17 protein-coding genes are annotated in these 15,643 nt (G+C 59.0%); 10 read left to right on the forward strand and 7 right to left on the reverse strand.

The genetic code is table 11. From position 1 onward, the window contains the following. The first annotated feature begins 137 nt into the window (after positions 1–137). The 3 genes from ACOYYX_RS40365 (at position 138) to ACOYYX_RS40375 (ending at position 4,173) form a co-directional block, all read left to right on the forward strand. Positions 138–803 (forward strand): NYN domain-containing protein, encoded by a 666-nt coding sequence (locus ACOYYX_RS40365; RefSeq protein ID WP_422932170.1) that lies wholly within the window; start codon positions 138–140, stop codon positions 801–803. 640 nt (positions 804–1,443) lie between these two features. Continuing rightward, positions 1,444–2,895 (forward strand): replication initiator protein A, encoded by a 1,452-nt coding sequence (locus ACOYYX_RS40370; protein WP_422932171.1) that lies wholly within the window; start codon positions 1,444–1,446, stop codon positions 2,893–2,895. Positions 2,896–3,942: 1,047 nt separating this feature from the next. After that, positions 3,943–4,173: a hypothetical protein gene (locus tag ACOYYX_RS40375; RefSeq protein WP_422932172.1), complete on the forward strand. Its 231-nt coding sequence runs from the start codon at positions 3,943–3,945 to the stop codon at positions 4,171–4,173. Positions 4,174–4,279: 106 nt separating this feature from the next. On the opposite strand, the gene ACOYYX_RS40380 is transcribed toward ACOYYX_RS40375, so the two are convergent. From ACOYYX_RS40380 to ACOYYX_RS40390, 3 genes are all read right to left on the reverse strand, one after another. Beyond that, complete coding sequence (locus tag ACOYYX_RS40380) at positions 4,280–4,546, reverse strand: hypothetical protein (RefSeq protein ID WP_422932173.1); 267 nt, start codon at positions 4,544–4,546, stop codon at positions 4,280–4,282. A gap of 293 nt (positions 4,547–4,839) precedes the next feature. Further along, positions 4,840–5,163 (reverse strand): hypothetical protein, encoded by a 324-nt coding sequence (locus ACOYYX_RS40385; protein WP_422932189.1) that lies wholly within the window; start codon positions 5,161–5,163, stop codon positions 4,840–4,842. Beyond that, positions 5,160–5,753 (reverse strand): ParA family protein, encoded by a 594-nt coding sequence (locus ACOYYX_RS40390; protein ID WP_422932190.1) that lies wholly within the window; start codon positions 5,751–5,753, stop codon positions 5,160–5,162. Before ACOYYX_RS40390 ends, ACOYYX_RS40385 begins: the two co-directional genes overlap by 4 nt. A 268-nt stretch (positions 5,754–6,021) precedes the next feature. Here ACOYYX_RS40390 and ACOYYX_RS40395 point away from each other — a divergent pair, with 268 nt between their 5' ends. The 3 genes from ACOYYX_RS40395 to ACOYYX_RS40405 all read left to right on the forward strand — a co-directional run bounded on the left by ACOYYX_RS40395 (position 6,022) and on the right by ACOYYX_RS40405 (position 8,206). Then, positions 6,022–6,417: a hypothetical protein gene (locus ACOYYX_RS40395; protein WP_422932177.1), complete on the forward strand. Its 396-nt coding sequence runs from the start codon at positions 6,022–6,024 to the stop codon at positions 6,415–6,417. A gap of 135 nt (positions 6,418–6,552) precedes the next feature. Continuing rightward, a complete protein-coding gene (locus tag ACOYYX_RS40400; protein WP_422932178.1) occupies positions 6,553–7,194 on the forward strand; it encodes a SprT-like domain-containing protein in 642 nt (213 codons plus the stop codon). 109 nt (positions 7,195–7,303) lie between these two features. Next, positions 7,304–8,206 carry a DNA N-6-adenine-methyltransferase gene (locus ACOYYX_RS40405; protein ID WP_422932179.1) on the forward strand — a complete coding sequence of 301 codons (903 nt, stop codon included), beginning with the start codon at positions 7,304–7,306 and terminating at the stop codon, positions 8,204–8,206. Positions 8,207–8,218: 12 nt separating this feature from the next. Here ACOYYX_RS40405 and ACOYYX_RS40410 read toward each other — a convergent pair whose 3' ends face one another. The 3 genes from ACOYYX_RS40410 to mobF form a co-directional block, all read right to left on the reverse strand. Beyond that, on the reverse strand, positions 8,219–8,563 hold the full coding sequence (locus ACOYYX_RS40410) for a hypothetical protein (RefSeq protein WP_422932191.1): 345 nt from the start codon (positions 8,561–8,563) through the stop codon (positions 8,219–8,221). Between the two features lie 109 nt (positions 8,564–8,672). Beyond that, complete coding sequence (locus ACOYYX_RS40415; RefSeq protein ID WP_422932192.1) at positions 8,673–9,332, reverse strand: hypothetical protein; 660 nt, start codon at positions 9,330–9,332, stop codon at positions 8,673–8,675. Next, positions 9,235–11,526 carry a MobF family relaxase gene (gene mobF, locus ACOYYX_RS40420; RefSeq protein WP_422932193.1) on the reverse strand — a complete coding sequence of 764 codons (2,292 nt, stop codon included), beginning with the start codon at positions 11,524–11,526 and terminating at the stop codon, positions 9,235–9,237. Before mobF ends, ACOYYX_RS40415 begins: the two co-directional genes overlap by 98 nt. 273 nt (positions 11,527–11,799) lie before the next feature. Here mobF and ACOYYX_RS40425 point away from each other — a divergent pair, with 273 nt between their 5' ends. The 3 genes from ACOYYX_RS40425 to ACOYYX_RS40435 all read left to right on the forward strand — a co-directional run bounded on the left by ACOYYX_RS40425 (position 11,800) and on the right by ACOYYX_RS40435 (position 12,999). Beyond that, positions 11,800–12,051, forward strand: coding sequence for an AbrB/MazE/SpoVT family DNA-binding domain-containing protein (locus tag ACOYYX_RS40425; protein WP_422932194.1), 252 nt, complete (start codon positions 11,800–11,802; stop codon positions 12,049–12,051). After that, entirely contained in the window at positions 12,035–12,433 is a 399-nt protein-coding gene (locus ACOYYX_RS40430; protein ID WP_422932195.1) for a PIN domain-containing protein, read from the forward strand. The genes ACOYYX_RS40425 and ACOYYX_RS40430 overlap by 17 nt, the downstream gene beginning before the upstream one ends. A 104-nt stretch (positions 12,434–12,537) precedes the next feature. Then, positions 12,538–12,999, forward strand: coding sequence for a hypothetical protein (locus ACOYYX_RS40435; RefSeq protein WP_422932183.1), 462 nt, complete (start codon positions 12,538–12,540; stop codon positions 12,997–12,999). Positions 13,000–13,008: 9 nt separating this feature from the next. Here the strand turns inward: ACOYYX_RS40435 and ACOYYX_RS40440 are convergent, their stop codons facing one another. Further along, positions 13,009–14,328 (reverse strand): hypothetical protein, encoded by a 1,320-nt coding sequence (locus ACOYYX_RS40440; RefSeq protein WP_422932196.1) that lies wholly within the window; start codon positions 14,326–14,328, stop codon positions 13,009–13,011. Between the two features lie 686 nt (positions 14,329–15,014). Between ACOYYX_RS40440 and ACOYYX_RS40445 the strand changes: the two genes are divergently transcribed. Continuing rightward, positions 15,015–15,608, forward strand: a complete 594-nt coding sequence (locus tag ACOYYX_RS40445; protein ID WP_422932157.1) for a hypothetical protein — start codon at positions 15,015–15,017, stop codon at positions 15,606–15,608. Positions 15,609–15,643 lie beyond the last annotated feature (35 nt).

The following is a 15,643-nucleotide window of genomic DNA, read 5'->3' on the forward strand; positions in this document are numbered from 1 at the left end:
GTTTAGGAGGGGAAAAAGAAACGCCCCCTGGAAGGGGGCGTTGGGCCGACGATGCTATCGTCGGGGGTGTACGGTAGTTATTATCGACTCCAGCTCACGGAGAGTCAAGCGATTTCCAGAATTTCGAGGATCGGCCAGTGTCCCTGAATGCATCAAACCTTGGACGTGGGAAATCGCCCGAAACCCCTCCTCAGGAACGAGTTATCGCCTATGTGGACGGGTTCAACCTCTACTTCGGGATGAAGTCCAAAGGGTGGCGACGGTATTACTGGCTCGACATCAAGAAATTTACCGAGTCCTACACGCTTCCCCATCAGCAACTCATTTCCGTCAAATACTTTACGTCGCGGATACGAGCCCCTGAGGATAAACGGAAACGGCAAGCAACGTTCCTTGAGGCTCTTGAAACGCTTGATGGCCTAACCATTCATTATGGGCAATTCTACGACCAGCCTTTTAAATGCCCTGCCTGCAAGACCACAGAGCTGGTGCCGGCGGAGAAGATGACCGACGTCAACATCGCCACCCGGATGCTCGTTGACGCATTCGCAGACCGCTTCGACACCGCCCTCCTGGTATCTGCGGACAGCGACCTTGCAGCCCCCGTAAAAGCTATCAGGGAAGTGTTTCCCCAGAAACGAGTAGTCATCGCGTTCCCACCCGATCGCGTCTCTAACGAACTCAAAAGCCTCGCAAACGCCCACATTTTCATTAACAAAATCAAACTATCAGAAAATCAGCTCCCCGATACGGTCGTCAAACCCGACGGCTTTGAACTCCAAAAGCCTCAAAAATGGGGGTAAGCGTCCCCCGCTACCAAGGAGACAGCCGCACCGCTTCCGGGCTGTCGGGGCATGCCTGCCCCGCGTCCCTCCGAGGGAGCTTTCGGCCGACCTCTGAGTGAAAAAGGGCCGACCGATTCGTGTCTCTGGGCCGGTTTCTCCATAACTCATTGTTCGATAAGGATTTTTCGACGTCGCAACCCCACGCTTTCGTCGAAATCGCCCAAAAACGACCTTGCGATTCGTGTCTCCGGGCCGGTTTTCCCTAACCCATTCAATTTCAAAGGATAAACTTCAGAAGTTCGCTCTTCAGGCCCTGCCATTGGGTAAGTTTGGTTGCTCCAAACGGTTCTGCATTCGTGTCTGGGGGCCGGAATGCCCTCCGAAATGCCTCTTATTCGTGTCTCTGGGCCGACCGATTCGTGTCTCTGGGCCGGAACGTTCGTGTCTCTGGGCCGACCGATTCGTGTCTCTGGGCCGGAACGTTCGTGTCTCTGGGCCGGAAATTCGTCGCAAACCACTGGATTTTAAGGGTTTTTTTTGCCGTAACTATATAACTTAGAATAACTAACAACAACTACGCGAACGCGAGAGCCAAAGCAGGTCTGGTTTCCGGGAAATGTTGTTGTCGTTTCCTTAAAACTTTAGTATAAAAGAAGTTATGGAAACTGAATTGGTTGAACACTCGGAACCCCTGTCCGTCTTGCTGGGAACCGGCAAGGACGAGATGAACTTTGCCGAGTTTCCGATCGCGATGCTGTCCGACCGGGTGCCCAAAGGCAAAACGAGCATCAAGTTCGAGGATCGTATCTACGACGATCGCAAAAAGAAGGTCATCGTTCGGAAGCGCGTGATTGAAGGCTCGGAGGAATACGGCCTTCCTACGGCAACCGACGACACGGTCGTGCTCGCCCTCATCCAGCTCACGAAGCTTCGGAGCAACTTTGCCAAGCGGGACGTGACGTTCACCTGCCGCGAACTTATCGGCATGCTGGGCTGGCCGGACGATGGCCGTAGCTACCGCCGACTCAAGCTCTCGCTGCTCCGTATCGTGAGTGTCAATTATATCTACGATAATTCATGGTGGGACAACCGTCAAAAATCCTGGACCACCAAGGCGTTCCACATTCTCGAGAATGTCGAGATTAACGACAGCCGTACCGCCGGCGGTCAAGGGCTGCTCTTTCCGTCGCGAGTCGTATGGAACGAGGTCGTATTCGAGAGTTTCCAGGCAGGATTCCTGCGGGACATCGACTTCGAACTGTGCAAAACGATTGAACATCACATTGCATTACGCATGTACCGGGTTTTGGGCAAACGCTTCTACGTCAACGCCGAGTGGGTCTTCGACTTAAGAGAGTTTGCCCAGGTGCATATCGGGCTTGGCGAGAAGTACGAAGGCAACGCCCATATCGCCCGCAAGCTCGAACCCGCAATCGCGGAGCTGGAAAAGCTGCGGTTTCTCGCTCCCTTAAGCCACGATGAGCGGTTCCTGAAGAAGGGCCGGGCCTGGTCCATTCGGTTCGTGAAGTTCAGGCAGCACGATGCAACCCTCCCACCGCCCGCCCCCCTCTCTTCCACCGCGAAGGCCGAGCGGCCCAGCCACGTGAAGGAACTCATGGCCCGCAAGGTGGCCGGCTCCACCGCCGAGAAGCTTGCCCGCAGGTTCTCTCCGGAGTTTATCCTCGCCAAAATCGAGGAGTTTGACTGGCGGATGACGACCCCGGACAAGCCCAAACGCCCGGCTGGTTATCTGGTGAAGTCGATTGAGGAGGAATACGGCACCCCGGATGGTTTCGTCTCCCAGGCTGATCGGGACCGGCAGGAAGAAGCACGCAAAGCGAAGGAACGCCAGGCCGCTGAGGGCCGCCGCCAACAGGCCGAGGAGGAGGCCCGTAGCAAAGCTGAACAGAAAGTGGTTGACCGCCATTGGGAATCGCTGACTGAGGCACAACAGGCCGAGCTGGAAAAGGCCGCCATTGCCCAGGCCGACCCGGAATCGCGGAAACTCATCGAGCCAGGACCCATGCAAAAAATGGGCATGCGGCTACTTAGAGAGCGGTACGTCCGCCAGTTGCTTTCGTTAGGCCAACCGGAGGATGTCGGAGCATAGGCCGTCCCTGCCCCGCAAAGGAGCCTAGAACGTTACGACGCTGTCGAAGCTCCCTTTCCCTATCCCCAATCGCTAAAACGCATCCTGGCTCAAGCGGAAGCGTTTTATGCCTCATCCGTCTTCCTCAGGAAAATTTCCGTCGCGGGTTTAAATTTCCGTCGCAAACGCACCTTGGAATTAGAGGCCCTTCTCTCCTGCCCTATCCCACCCCTTCCACGCCGGGCGTCCCCGCTCTCGCGGGCCGGGTGCTTTCAGGCTCCGCTGCGCTCCGGTCCCTTCGGGACGGCCTTCGGCCCCTTCCCGCCCCCTGACGCGGGTCGGCGACAGGCAACCGGCCTGCCCGGCATCCCTGCCGGTCATTCCGCTTGCCGAACCGTCGCCTGACGGTGGGTCGCTTCGCTCCCGCCCGGTGATCGTTCCGGCCGGTTTCCCCCCATGCTTCGTCGGGGGGTGAAACGCGGCCGGATTGTTTTATGCGGAAGGTCGCTTCGCTCCCCTGGCGTGCCTCGTCCCCCTCCGCCCCCATGCGGGGGAACGGGAGAGTTAAAAGGAGAGAAGGGTTATCGCCGTTTTTGGGTCGCTCCCGTTGGTCGCTTGAATGCCGCACGCCTGCGGCGGGCCGCCGGGTGCCGCTTCCTTAACCTCAGGCAGTGCCGCCCTGGCCGCAAGGACGGGCCAGGAAGCCCGTCAGGAAGGCGTTGAGCCTGACGACGATGATTTCCCTGCCGGTTGCCCTTAAGACGTCGCCAGGCGGCTCCAGATGGCTTGTACGCCCTCTCCCGAGCGGGAGGCATACGGCGTGTGAAGGGGGTATCCGGTTTCTGAGGGAAATACTCCCTCCTGATGTGGGACCCGACCCGGGCCTTTGTGCCGCGAACCTAACGAGCGGCGGAGCGTGATCAACGGGTTGTTTTCCCCTACGCTTCGCGTATTCCTCGCGACCGTTGCACTCCAAAAAACACCGTGGACCCCTCTCCTTCAACCGCTCATTGGACGGCCGCTAGAAGGCACCGATCGTCGGGAGCTATAAATCAAAGGAGAAATTATATGTATCAAAAACCTAAAAATACCCCCTTCAAAGTCGATTACTACGCCTACCAGATTCTGGATCGGAAGAATAAGAAGCCCATCTGGACCCGCATCGGAATCGCTACCAGGGCGAAAAGCGGCGAGGATGTCATCAACATCAAACTCAATGCCTTCCCCGTAGACGGACGCCTCACACTCTTAATCCCGTCGGAGCCAGAGGCGGAAGAAACGCCCGAGGTTGAAGCCTAGCGGCACCCGGCCACCCGCTTCCAAGCGAGTGGCCTTCATCCTTTCAGATACGCGAATTTCCGAATATCCGGAAATGCGGATATTCGTAAAGCCCCCTGCCCTGGCCTCACGCCTCTTCCGCTTCCGTACTTTCCTCGACCTCGCCCGGCCCTTTGAGCCGGTCGCTGACGACGTAGCGTCGGCAGTGCTGACGGACCATTTCGGCGAAATACTCCGAACGGTCCATACCGCTATATGTCACGTGTACCGAGAAGCGTCTGGCCAGCTCGGCGGGAAGGTACAAAGTCACCTTCTCCTTAGGAGCGTCCTGACGGATTGTCGTCTTAGTGCCAGATCGCTTTCGCGGCTTGCCGGGTGCCGGTTCGGTACTCATCCCCTGCCCTCCCGAATGATGCGGTACGACGAAGGCCATTCCGGGACCTGCCCCGGGTCGTACCTCTCATCTTCGGAAAGCCGCTCAATCGGCTTGAGAAGGCTGACGCCAAAGCGTCAAAGGAACAAGGGGCCAAGCCGAACAGACGTTTCATCGGGAAAAGTCGCCGACGCTATGGGATGGTGGTGGCAAGCCGGCGAATCGGCAAAATATCCGGGTGTGCGAAAACGCGGATTTACGGATATTCGAAAATACAGAGTTTCAAAAATACGAAAACGCGGATTTACGAAAACTCATTTCCTCGATGTCAGCCACTTCCCCAGCAGCTCTTCCACCAGGTCGCTCATATCCTTGCCGTTTTCCTCATCGAGCAGGGCCTTCTTCACCTGCTTGCGGGTCTCGATGCGGATGGAAATCGTAGTGGTGCAATACTCTTCGTCACTTTTCTTGCCGGTCGCGGGCCGTCCTTTTTTCCCCTTCGCCACAGGTTCTTCGGCTTTGGCTGACTTCCGAGAAGGGGCCTCGACCGGGGCAGGGGAGGGGGGTGGTGGGGGGTCGCCTTTCAGCGTCCCGAGGATATTGTTCAAGCCTTCGAGGTGATGTGGTTTCTTACTCATGAGGTCAGCTCCTTGCCGACAGCCTCGTAATCTTCCGCCCCGTAATGTGCCCGCTCATCCTTCACGTCTTCGACCAGTTGGCCGTAAGACGCCGCCGTGACGAATGCCTGGTAGAGGCGAATCATCCCGTCGAAAACCGGAACGCCTGCATCTCGCAGCATGGACTGGGCGACGTCCCCGTCTCGGGAGTTCGGGCGAATCTTCGTGAGCAGGACTTTGTACCGCTCGGCTTTCAATTCTCGCAGCACCTCGATGTTCCGACGCAACGCATCGAGCGAGAGCAAATCTGGCGTCGAGGGCAGAATCAAAAGGTCACATCCTTCGACCAGGGATTTCAGCGTGTCCTGACTCGGGCGTGCGGCCGTGTCGAGGATGATATGCTCGTACCCTCCGCGAGCGACCTTGGCCATTTGGTACTCATCAACCACATCAAAAGGGAACGACCCCCGTTCGGTCCATGCGGTCACCGAACGGTTGGGGTCACCGTCGATAAGCACCGTCTTATCCAGCTTCTGAAAATACGCCGCCAGATGGATGGCGGTGGTCGTTTTGCCGACTCCTCCCTTAAATGATGCGATCGTTATAAGCATGAAAGTTCCATGTCCCGTTACGCCTACCCGTAAATCCGTATTTCCGCGTATCCGAAAATGCGGAAACGAGAAAATGCTACGCTAACGCAGATTCAGGGGGAACGCAAGCGTAGAGTAGGGCTCGGACAACCGTGGATTTACGGATATCCGAAAACCCGCAAATACGGAAATGCAAAGAAAGGGGAAGGGGCGCGCCCCTCCGGCCGTCAACGGGTATCCCCGAGCTTCCTCCGCTTCGCTCCGTGCAGCCCGGGTGATTCCCCTCCCGTTGACCGCCTACACCCCAGCTCTCGCCGAGGGGCAAGGGTCGAGCGAATCAACGCTCGACGCCTCACCTGATGATGGAGACACTATGGATGATTACGACTTTATGATTTCGGTGGACGCTATCGGTATTGCCGTCCGCTATCGGGACAAACGGATTTCCGGTTACAGCCATTTCGAGTTCACCAATCATGAGGGTAGACACGAACCGATTCCGGTAAGCCAGACCGGCTATCGGTCGCATTTCGTGCATGCCTCATTCGTGGAAATGGCCGGGGGACCAGAAGCCTTTGCCAAGGCGTACTGCCTTGCCGTCCTGAGAAATGAGGACCGCCCACACGAATCGGACGAGCACGACGTCGAGGAGTCAGCCGGACGGCAGCCCTCGCTCTTCGATTGACCGGAGGGGCAGGGGCCTTATTTCCGCATACCCGGATTTTCGCGTATGCGGAAATAAGGCCGATGCCCATCAGGCTTGCAATGCCCCACTTGACCCACCCTTAAAATTGTATCGTACGAAACAGGAAGGACACCCATGAAAACCAGCCCCACCCGCACCTATACGAGCCTGGATGCCGCTTACGACCATTTCAACCGCGTCCTGTTCGACGGCCAGCTCCCGCCGTGCCTCATCACCATGCAGCGGCACAAAGGGGCCTACGGCTATTTTTCCGGAGAGCGGTTTGCAAGCCTCGATAACCCCGAGGAAGTGACCGACGAAATCGCCCTCAACCCGGCCCATTTTGCGAACCGCACGCCGACCGAAACGCTCTCGACGCTTGTTCATGAAATGGCGCATCTCTGGCAGCACCATTTCGGCGAACCGTCGCGGAGCGGTTACCATAATCGTGAGTGGGCCGCGAAGATGCGGGCCGTGGGCCTGATTCCTTCCGACACCGGCCAGCCGGAGGGCAAAGAAGTGGGCCAGAGGGTCAGCCACTACATCGAGGCGGGCGGGATCTTCGAGCGGAGCTGTGCCGCTTACCTCAAGACCGGGCCTGCCATCCTCTACCACGACCGGGCCGGGGATGAGGTGGTGGCCCGGACCCGGAAGACCAAAGCCGCAAGCAAAACGAAATACACCTGCCCCGAATGTGGCCTCAACGCCTGGGCGAAGCCCGAGGCGCGCCTCATCTGCGGCGAGTGCCATCAACCGATGCCCGCCGAGGAGGAATGAGGGGAGGGGGGCGCCTGACGGCGCCCCGCCCCCCTCCGTATCGGTAGCCACTGACCAAAGAATCTTTCCTTTTATCCTCTCCGTCATGGCCGCTATGACCAAACTTCCTTTGTATTCCGGTCTCGGCTCAGACCTTCGCCGGCATCGCAAGGCCCGCCGGCTCACTCAGGCGGCGTTAGCCCTCGAGGCGGGCCTGACCATCCCCACCGTTCGCTTGCTGGAACGCACACGCGGCACGCTCGCCTCGTTCGATGCCGTGCTGGCCGCTCTCTCCCTTGAAGTCGCCGGCCGCAACCTGCCGGCTGCCCCCACGCTCGGGGCACGCATCGCCGCCTTGCGGCGGAGCCGGGGACTCAATCAACGCCAGCTCGCCGAACAGGCCGAGGTGACGCAGCCGACCATCACTGCCCTTGAACGGCATGGACGTGGCCGGCTCGAGATTCTGAACCGTGTCCTTGAGCGCATCGGAGCAGGGGCCTACCTCGCCGCCGCAAGCGACCGGAAAGCCTTCTACACGCACGCCGGCAACGCTTCGATTGCCCAGGATTGGGAGACGCCGGCCCACATCCTCGAAGCCCTCTACACGGTCTTCCGCCGCTTCGATTTGGACCCGTGCTCCCCCCGCCGCACCAGGCCTCCCGTGAAGGCCCGCGTGCATTACACGCTCGAGGATGACGGCCTGTCCCTCCCGTGGCACGGGGTCGTCTTCGTCAACCCGCCCTATGGCCGCCAGCTCGCCGCCTGGATAGCGAAGGCCCACGGCGAAGTCGAGAGCGGCAATGCCCGCACGGTCGTTGCCCTTATCCCCGCCCGCACCGATACCGCCTACTGGCACCGCCATGTCGCCGGCAAGGCGGATATCTATTTCCTGAAGGGGCGGCTTTCCTTTGGGAAGGTCGAGCAATCGGCCCCATTCCCCTCGGCCCTCGCGGTGTGGGGAGCCGATGCCCCGACGCTCGCCGGGCTCGACCAGGCATTCCCCGAGGCGTGGAAGGCCGCCCGCCGGTCGTGAGGGAAACCGCTCCTACCGTAACGGCTCGACCGTCATCTCATACACCGCCGTGGCGTCGTCACCTGCGGCGTCACGCATGGGGTCCGTCTGCTGAATGTAGCCCACCCGCTCCCTTCGCAGCGCCTGATAGAGGGGTTCGAGGTTGCGGCCCTTGAGGGTGGCCCGATACCGCGTATGCTCGATGACGACGGTATCGCCGTCAATCTCGTACGCGTCGATAAAGCTGTATCCCAGCGATTGCTTCCGCACGCCGAGGAACCGCAGCTCGAGCTTGGGTTGCTCGAACCGCTTTGTGGGCGTGAAGAGGGCATAGGCCGCCCCTTCGGCCTCCACGAGCGAGTCCGGTTCCTCATCCAAGAAGAGGTCTTTGGCGGGTAAGGGAGCCGTCGCGGGTTCCGCCCGTGAGGCCCGAGCCTCCGAATACCTCTCGAGAATTGCCCGCACCCCGTTCCCGCCCGTCTTCGCTTCATCGCCCATACGCCACCTCCGGTTTCTCCTGGCCCCGTCCCGTGAGGCGTTCCGTCATCCTGCCGATTTCCATGCGGATGTCATCAAGTTTTTGGGTCGCATAGGCCCTGGCGACCATCCCCATGCGAATGAGCCGCTCGGCATGCTCCTTCACGCGGTTCCGCCGCTCAGGCACCGCTTTGGCGATGCTGCCGGCAAACTCTGTCGCCGTCATCCGCACCCGCACCCGCTCGGCCGCATCAAGGACGGCTTTTTTATCGTCCGTGTAGAGTGTGAGGCCCTCCCGGGCACGGCTAGCAGACACATAGAGCTGCTCCTTCGAGGCCGCCCGACCCGAGGCGGAATCTTCGGCGACGAGGGTCCAGTCTTCAGTGCGACCCTGGGCTGAAATCGACGTACTAATCCAGCCCCGGGAGAGGTGACCAAACTCCTTCGGCACGACCAGGCCACCGGCGAGCATTAGGTCCCCGTTCTTGGCGAACCCCTCAACCTCGCGGGTCAAGCCGTTGCTGACCCGTTTACCCGAGGGCAGCGTGGCGGCCTTGGTGAATCGGACGACGTCATGCACGGAGAGCAGCAGGCTCTCTTTCCCGTAGAGCTGATACTTGTCGGCCTGGCCGAGGGGTAGGGGGACGGTTGCCCCCGAGGATTTCCGCACGAGCACGTCCCCCGCCGGGTCGCGGCCCTGCACCGTCACCTTGTCGCCGCGGCTTGAAATTTCCTCGGGCATTCTGATGGAAGATGACGACATCCCCGGTTTGGTACGTGCTCGCCTCCCCCTTCATCGCTTCGGAGAGGTCATAGCTCACCAGCCGCTCGACAGGCCGTTCCTCAGTGCCGAGCCGGCCCTGGCTTCGCATCATCTCCCGCAGGACCGCCGTGACCTGCTCTCCCTCCCGGTGCGTCGGGGCGATGATGCCGACCGTGTGCCCTTCATCCCGCTTCGCCAGATACTCCGCCGCCAGTGCCCGGTAACGCTCGCCCGCGTCCGCAATCTCGCGGATGCCGCCGAGGGCGTCGAGCCGGTCGAGTCCTTCCTTCACCTCGTGGCGGCTGAAGGCGGCGACCGCCGCCTTGAAGTCCGCGTCCTTTTGCCGCTGGATTTCGGTGATCGCGACCGTCTTCATCGATGAGAAGCGTTCCAACACGCGAAGGGCATCGTGCCCTACGGGCGAATGCTGGGCCGTGTCGCCCACAAGCACCACCCGTGCCGCCTGCTTCCGGGCCAGAGCAAGGACTTCCTCCATATCCTTCAGATTCAGAAGCCCAGCCTCGTCGATGAAGAGCACATTGCCGCGAATCTGTTCCTGAAGCTTCGTGTCTACGAGGAGCCGGGCCACCGTTGTGGCGTCGGCGAATCCATCCTTGCGGAGGACCTCGACCGCCGCCGTGGAAGGGGCCAGGGCGAACACCTTCCGCGTGCCGCCGGCTTCAATGGCCTCCGCCGCTTCCTGAAGCGACGTGGTCTTGCCCGTGCCCGCTTTGCCCCGCACTCCGAGGACCGCGTCATACGAGCCGAGGATATGATTCACCGCGTTCCGCTGGCCCGCATTCAGAAAGTCCCGCCGGAAAGCATGTTCCCCCGGCACGAGCGGCCGGCAGGTTCCCCGCCCCATTTTGACGAGGTCGATAACTCGGGATTCCAAATCCTGCACGTCACGATGGCTCCCGCAGAGCACCCCCTCAACAGTCCCAGTGAAGCCGCCAAGCCTTCTGAATTCTTCCAGGATGTCCTCGGGTTTCCCCGCCCCCATGCCCCGCTGCATGGCGGTGATTTCCAGCTCCTCAATCGGCACCACCGCCCGCCGCTCGAACTCGTGCCGCATTGCGAACGAGACGGCCGCTTCCAGGCTTGGCCGGGCATTCCCGCCGTGCTCCGCCCGTTCGATGGTCTCGGCAATCGCCGCCTTCTCTTCGGGCGTGAGTTTGCCCTGCCAGTATTCGCGGCAGGTCTCAAGCGTGAGGCCCTCCCGCTTGTGCTGGCGTGACGTAGCCCCAAGCTTGTCCCGTTCGAGAGCGGAGAGTTGCTCCGGGGCCTTCACGCCTGCCGCCTCCGCCGCCTCTTGCCGCTCGGCCAGGATAGTTTTCTCCGTGTCCTCCACCTCCTTCGACCGCCGCGAGGATTTCGCAATCGCGGATTGCGGGATGCCCTTGATGTCCCACGAGTAGTATTTCGCACCGCCCTTGCTGTCGGCCTTCCACTCGGTCTGGACGGAGTAGCCCAGCTCGACCAGCTTGTCCGCGAGCCGCATATCGAACCGCAAACTGAACAGCTTGTGCTTGTCCATAATCGGCCGGAACTTGACCGCCTTCCATTTGCCCTCAACCGCGTCGTGCGACAAGTTGTAGATAACAAAATGGATGTGCCGGTCCATGTCGGGCATGCCGTCCTCTTTCGCGGGTCGGGTCTCGGCATGCTCGACCCCGTACCAGACGAGGTTACCCGTCACCCTATCATCCTGCTTAGCACCCTTCCGAACCCGTGTCGTGGCGAGTTGCTCGAGGTCCGCCATCGCTTCTCTACCCGCCGCCCACAACGCCTCGTGGATGCGAAGGTCTCCCCCCTCCAGCGCGTTCGTCACGCCCTTCGGAATCGAGGCCGTCACGTCCCACGCCGCTATCCGGTGGTCCACGAGCTTGGCGGTAAGCTGCTCACCCGTGCTCGGGTCCAGCCCATGCAGAAGCCTGCGGAATTGCTCGAAATCCGGGGCCCCGGAGAGGCCCAGCATCGCGGCACCCTTGCCGCCGAACTCCTGATGCAAATCCTCTAGCTTCACGTAATAGCCGCCGTCGGACCGGGCGTAATAGGACTCGGCCGCCTTGGCGTCCTTGATGGGGTTGAACCGGAGCACGTCGCCTCCCTGAATCGTGGAGGGAGTATAGAGCAGAAATATGCAGAGCAAAATGAAAAGTAGTAGCAGTCAGATGCCCTTGGGGTAGCCCAAGGAGTACCGAGGCCGGTTTTGCCGCCGGCAAAGGCCCAAGTTCAAGCCAGATTGCTCGTGTCTGGCGTGGCCGTCACGGAGTGACGGAGCAGGTCGCGTCATCCATGCGTATAGTGTTTGACACTTAAGGTTGAGCATGCCATGATTATACTCTTGCAGTCAAGCATAAGGTGAAGACGTATGGAAAATGTAATCCGTGGTAAGGTCTCCGGGGGCGGTCGGGTCATCCTTCCGGCCGGTCTCAGAAAAGAGCTTGGCATCGGCGACGGCTCGGACGTCGTCTTCAGCCGGACCGACGAAGGCATCCACGTCACGACGCTCGCCCGCGCAATCCGCCGTGCCCAGGCAGAAGTAAGGCGGTTCGTCCCCGAGGGCACCAGCCTCGTGCGGAACCTCCGCGAAGAACGGCGTCAGGATGCAGCCGCCCTCTGATCCCTCTCAATGCGTATTAGACGCTTCGGCCTTGCTCGTCCTAATCACGGGCGAAGCGGGGGCCGACGCCGTGCAGCAGCTCCTCCCCCAGGCGGTCATTTCGGCCGTCAATTACGCGGAAGTCGTTCGACGCCTGAAACGGAGCGGCATGCCCTTCGAGACCATCACCTCGGTTCTGTCCCCGCTCTTGCTCCGAAGCCCCGTCCCCTTCGATGAGACTCAGGCCGAGCAGACGGCCCGCATCCAGCACCAGGCCCAGGAGCGGGCACTTTCCTTTGGTGACGCGGCCTGCCTCGCCTTGGCTCTTTCCTTGAAGGCACCGGCCGTCACGACCGAGGCCGGATGGGAAGACCTCGGGGTCCAAATCATTCGCGTGGAGTAGGGGCGTTCCGCCCGAGTCCCGTAAAACCTTGTCGACTTACAATTAAGAATCTGTTAATGTTGGCGTTGTGTTAGTTACCACTCGAACGGGCATAGAGAGGGCGAATGTCAGAAAAAGAAAGATCGGTCGAAGAGCTTCGGGCAGCCGGATGGATGACGGCAGAAGATTTGGCAAATGCAGGGTACGACCGTCGAAGTGAAAAGGACTCAGAATCCGCCGCGATTCGGATCGAACGCACGATGTCTGAATATCATGATGAACTCATTAAACGGATGTTTTTTGCACTTCATTTATCCGAAAATAAAGTGTTGAAAGGACAATGGGAGCGACATGGGGAACTTATGGACGAGGTAATGGTCTCAACCGCTGACCGGCTCATTCAGATACCAGTCGCCAGCCCCATCGCGGTTGAATTAATGAAGCTCGAAGGGTACATCGAGCAACGAGAAAAATCGACCGAAATTACCGCCGCAGGGGAGGCAGGCCAGGCCACCCCATCATCTCTCAAGGGTGTTGCGTCTCAAGGTAAGGGAGTCGATGAGAAAAAGGGCGGCCCACGGAAATAGGGCTAATAGTTACGACGCAAATTTTGAATCAGATAACTGCACATCCTTCCCTTTGAAATCGTGCGGAATCCGATCAGGTGCGAAGACATTCCCGTCACAAGCCTCTTCGCGAGTGATAAGCACTGGTGGAATTTTCCGAGGTTCGTGGTCACTCTCTCTTCGCATACTCGCGACTCGAACCGCGTAACGGCCGTAATAATAAAAATCCACGCCGCACGCCGCTCGCAACGGACTATCGCGGCCGCATAGCCGTTTGAGAACGCCGAACACGATCGATTCGCTGTAGCAAGCGATAGGAAGTGATTCTGGCGGGCGTTCACGAATATAATCAACTGTGGCGATCGTGGTGAATTCCGTCCTCGTTAAGATGGCGACCACCGGCTCAGCATCGGGTTTTTGAAGACGTTCCGTCAGCTTATCGACAGCCTGTTTCCCAATGCCTTCATCATAGACATACCCGTGCAAGGGCAATGCTTCGTAACGCAAACTGCCTGAAGCGAGTGCACTGCGGTATATGGACGACCGTTTAATAATCGCATGGTCTTCATTTTTGATTGAATCAAATGTAAAATCGAGAACTATTCCGGCTGTCCCACTCGCGTCCTCTTTCACCTTGTTGACCAGGTCGTCGGCGAGCGTTTTATTGTGAATGCCAATATGGAATGGGTCGGCCGATCCTGTTTTTACGATGGTGAAGCCTTTGGTCGTGTAAGGCCGCGTATTGGGAAATAGGTCGGGAGGCTCAAAGAAAACGAGCACAGAATCACGTTCGGCATCGAGAGTATCCAATAACGTTGATAGAGCTGGCGTATCTGCGGAGACCGCTTCAGCCCCTCTCTGGTCGTCAAGGACGATGCCCAATTCGGCTGCCATCGCTTGAGCACCCCTCATGAAGTCAAAGGCGAACTCTGTCCGCCAGAATTTGCCCACTACGACGATTCGTTCAAAGTGCGGTTTGAAAGTGCTACGGACCGTTGGTTCAACTTCAACTTGCTTCTCCGAGGGTTTCCAACTCAAGGAAAGCTTACCCTTTTCAGTCGAACTATCCATATGAACATAAAATGTGTTGCCAAGCAATTCATCGCATGCGAGGCGTAAGCAGTCCTTGACGCCTGGGAGCGTTGAGTCAATGGTCGTTTTGCCGACGTCACGGGGGTGCGGTTTAGGGGTGGAATAACCGTCATCAGGCCACTTCCGAATCAATTCGCGTAAGTATGCGATGATTTGGCCTCGTCCTCTGGAAACGCGTTCTTGCCCTTTCCAAAGCGAGTGATCCTCACCTCGGGGTTGGCTTAAATGATCGCTGATGTGTTCCAGCAGCCTTTCCATCGCCGCTTTGGAGACAGGTTCGTCCGTCCCCGACGGAGGCGATAAAGCAGTAGACTCATCCCCCACGTTCTAGGCCCTCAAGACGATTTCCTTTGGCTTTCCCATCTCCTTAGCCTAGCTCTCATCTGTCTGCCTTACCAGACGCTAAAGAGCCCGTTCCCGCGGTATTACCGGAGCGCCGAGTTGCCGAGCGTCGGTAGTTACCTCGGAAATACCGAAGTAATGGTAAATTAAGGAGTTACGATTGAAGTGGGCGTTCGGGTGCCCTAGCATTCGAGCATCGGCTGGCCTATGTCCACCGCGTAGCTCGAGACTAGGACTCCGACGATGAACACCCGCTATTGCTCTTCACCGGGACCAGATGGAGACAGTGGCCGTGACGTTCACCTTAGACCCGGCAATGCCTTGCTCCGATGGAGCCGGTTCTATCCGCCCGATACCTTCCTGACCTTCTACGAAGACCCCCAGATTCAAGCCGCCCGCATCGTTGGCTACCTCCCCGGACTTTCTTCCCTAATCCCGAGGGAAGAATGACGGAGTGAGCCGAGCCGCTCTCTCGCCGCCCAAACGGGGGAGAGCGTCATCTGTATCGTACGAAACAGTTTGTCTTCGACCTTTTGTCACGCACAGCCTTCCGGTCACGGTGTGTGACCTCTTCAATTGACCGGCGATACCAAGGAGTCGTCATGAGAAACCCGATTGCGTTGGCCTCTCTGCTCCTGGCCTTGTCCGCCACGACGGCGAGTGCCCAAGGCTACACGCTGCATGTGGGAAACCTGACGGTAACGGCCGCTAACAGCGTGCTCACCGTCACCGGCACGGATGCGTCTGACCATATCTACCTTTATCAGGACCCACAAACGGGTCTGGTCTACCTGAACAATGTCACGATTGGAATCAACCCCGCCCAGGTCATCGTCTCTGCCATGAAGGGAGACGACTACATCCAGGCCGACATCCATTGCAAAGGGCTACTTATGGGGGGGCAGGGCTCCGACACGATCTACTCGGGATTTTACATGACCGAGGTACATGGCAATCTCGGGAACGACTCGATGATTCTCCGGGGCGGTAACGACACCTGCTACGGCGAAGCAGGCTCCGACTCGTTCACCCTTGGTACCTATTGGAAGTGGTGGACCACCCCAATCGGATATCCGGGCTCCAGTTATGTGCAGTCCCATTACCTGTTCCCGGTCATAGGGGATTTCAGCCACGCGGACGGCGACACAGAAGCCGACCCTAACAACGTGGGTTGGTCCCAACAGACACTTCATTGACCCGATTATCTCGCACAGCCCTCGGCCTCAATACC

The organism is Singulisphaera chitinilytica (assembly GCF_049331405.1).
Taxonomy (GTDB): Bacteria; Planctomycetota; Planctomycetia; order Isosphaerales; family Isosphaeraceae; genus PoT.

Excerpts from the sequence above, each read along its gene's own strand:
- ACOYYX_RS40380 (WP_422932173.1), bottom strand. The coding sequence starts at position 4,546 with ATGAGTACCGAACCGGCACCCGGCAAGCCGCGAAAGCGATCTGGCACT.
- ACOYYX_RS40390 (WP_422932190.1), bottom strand. The coding sequence starts at position 5,753 with ATGCTTATAACGATCGCATCATTTAAGGGAGGAGTCGGCAAAACGACC.
- ACOYYX_RS40370 (WP_422932171.1), top strand. The coding sequence starts at position 1,444 with ATGGAAACTGAATTGGTTGAACACTCGGAACCCCTGTCCGTCTTGCTG.
- ACOYYX_RS40375 (WP_422932172.1), top strand. The coding sequence starts at position 3,943 with ATGTATCAAAAACCTAAAAATACCCCCTTCAAAGTCGATTACTACGCC.
- ACOYYX_RS40400 (WP_422932178.1), top strand. The coding sequence starts at position 6,553 with ATGAAAACCAGCCCCACCCGCACCTATACGAGCCTGGATGCCGCTTAC.
- ACOYYX_RS40445 (WP_422932157.1), top strand. The coding sequence starts at position 15,015 with ATGAGAAACCCGATTGCGTTGGCCTCTCTGCTCCTGGCCTTGTCCGCC.
- ACOYYX_RS40425 (WP_422932194.1), top strand. The coding sequence starts at position 11,800 with ATGGAAAATGTAATCCGTGGTAAGGTCTCCGGGGGCGGTCGGGTCATC.
- ACOYYX_RS40435 (WP_422932183.1), top strand. The coding sequence starts at position 12,538 with ATGTCAGAAAAAGAAAGATCGGTCGAAGAGCTTCGGGCAGCCGGATGG.
- ACOYYX_RS40440 (WP_422932196.1), bottom strand. The coding sequence starts at position 14,328 with ATGGAAAGGCTGCTGGAACACATCAGCGATCATTTAAGCCAACCCCGA.
- ACOYYX_RS40430 (WP_422932195.1), top strand. The coding sequence starts at position 12,035 with ATGCAGCCGCCCTCTGATCCCTCTCAATGCGTATTAGACGCTTCGGCC.
- ACOYYX_RS40385 (WP_422932189.1), bottom strand. The coding sequence starts at position 5,163 with ATGAGTAAGAAACCACATCACCTCGAAGGCTTGAACAATATCCTCGGG.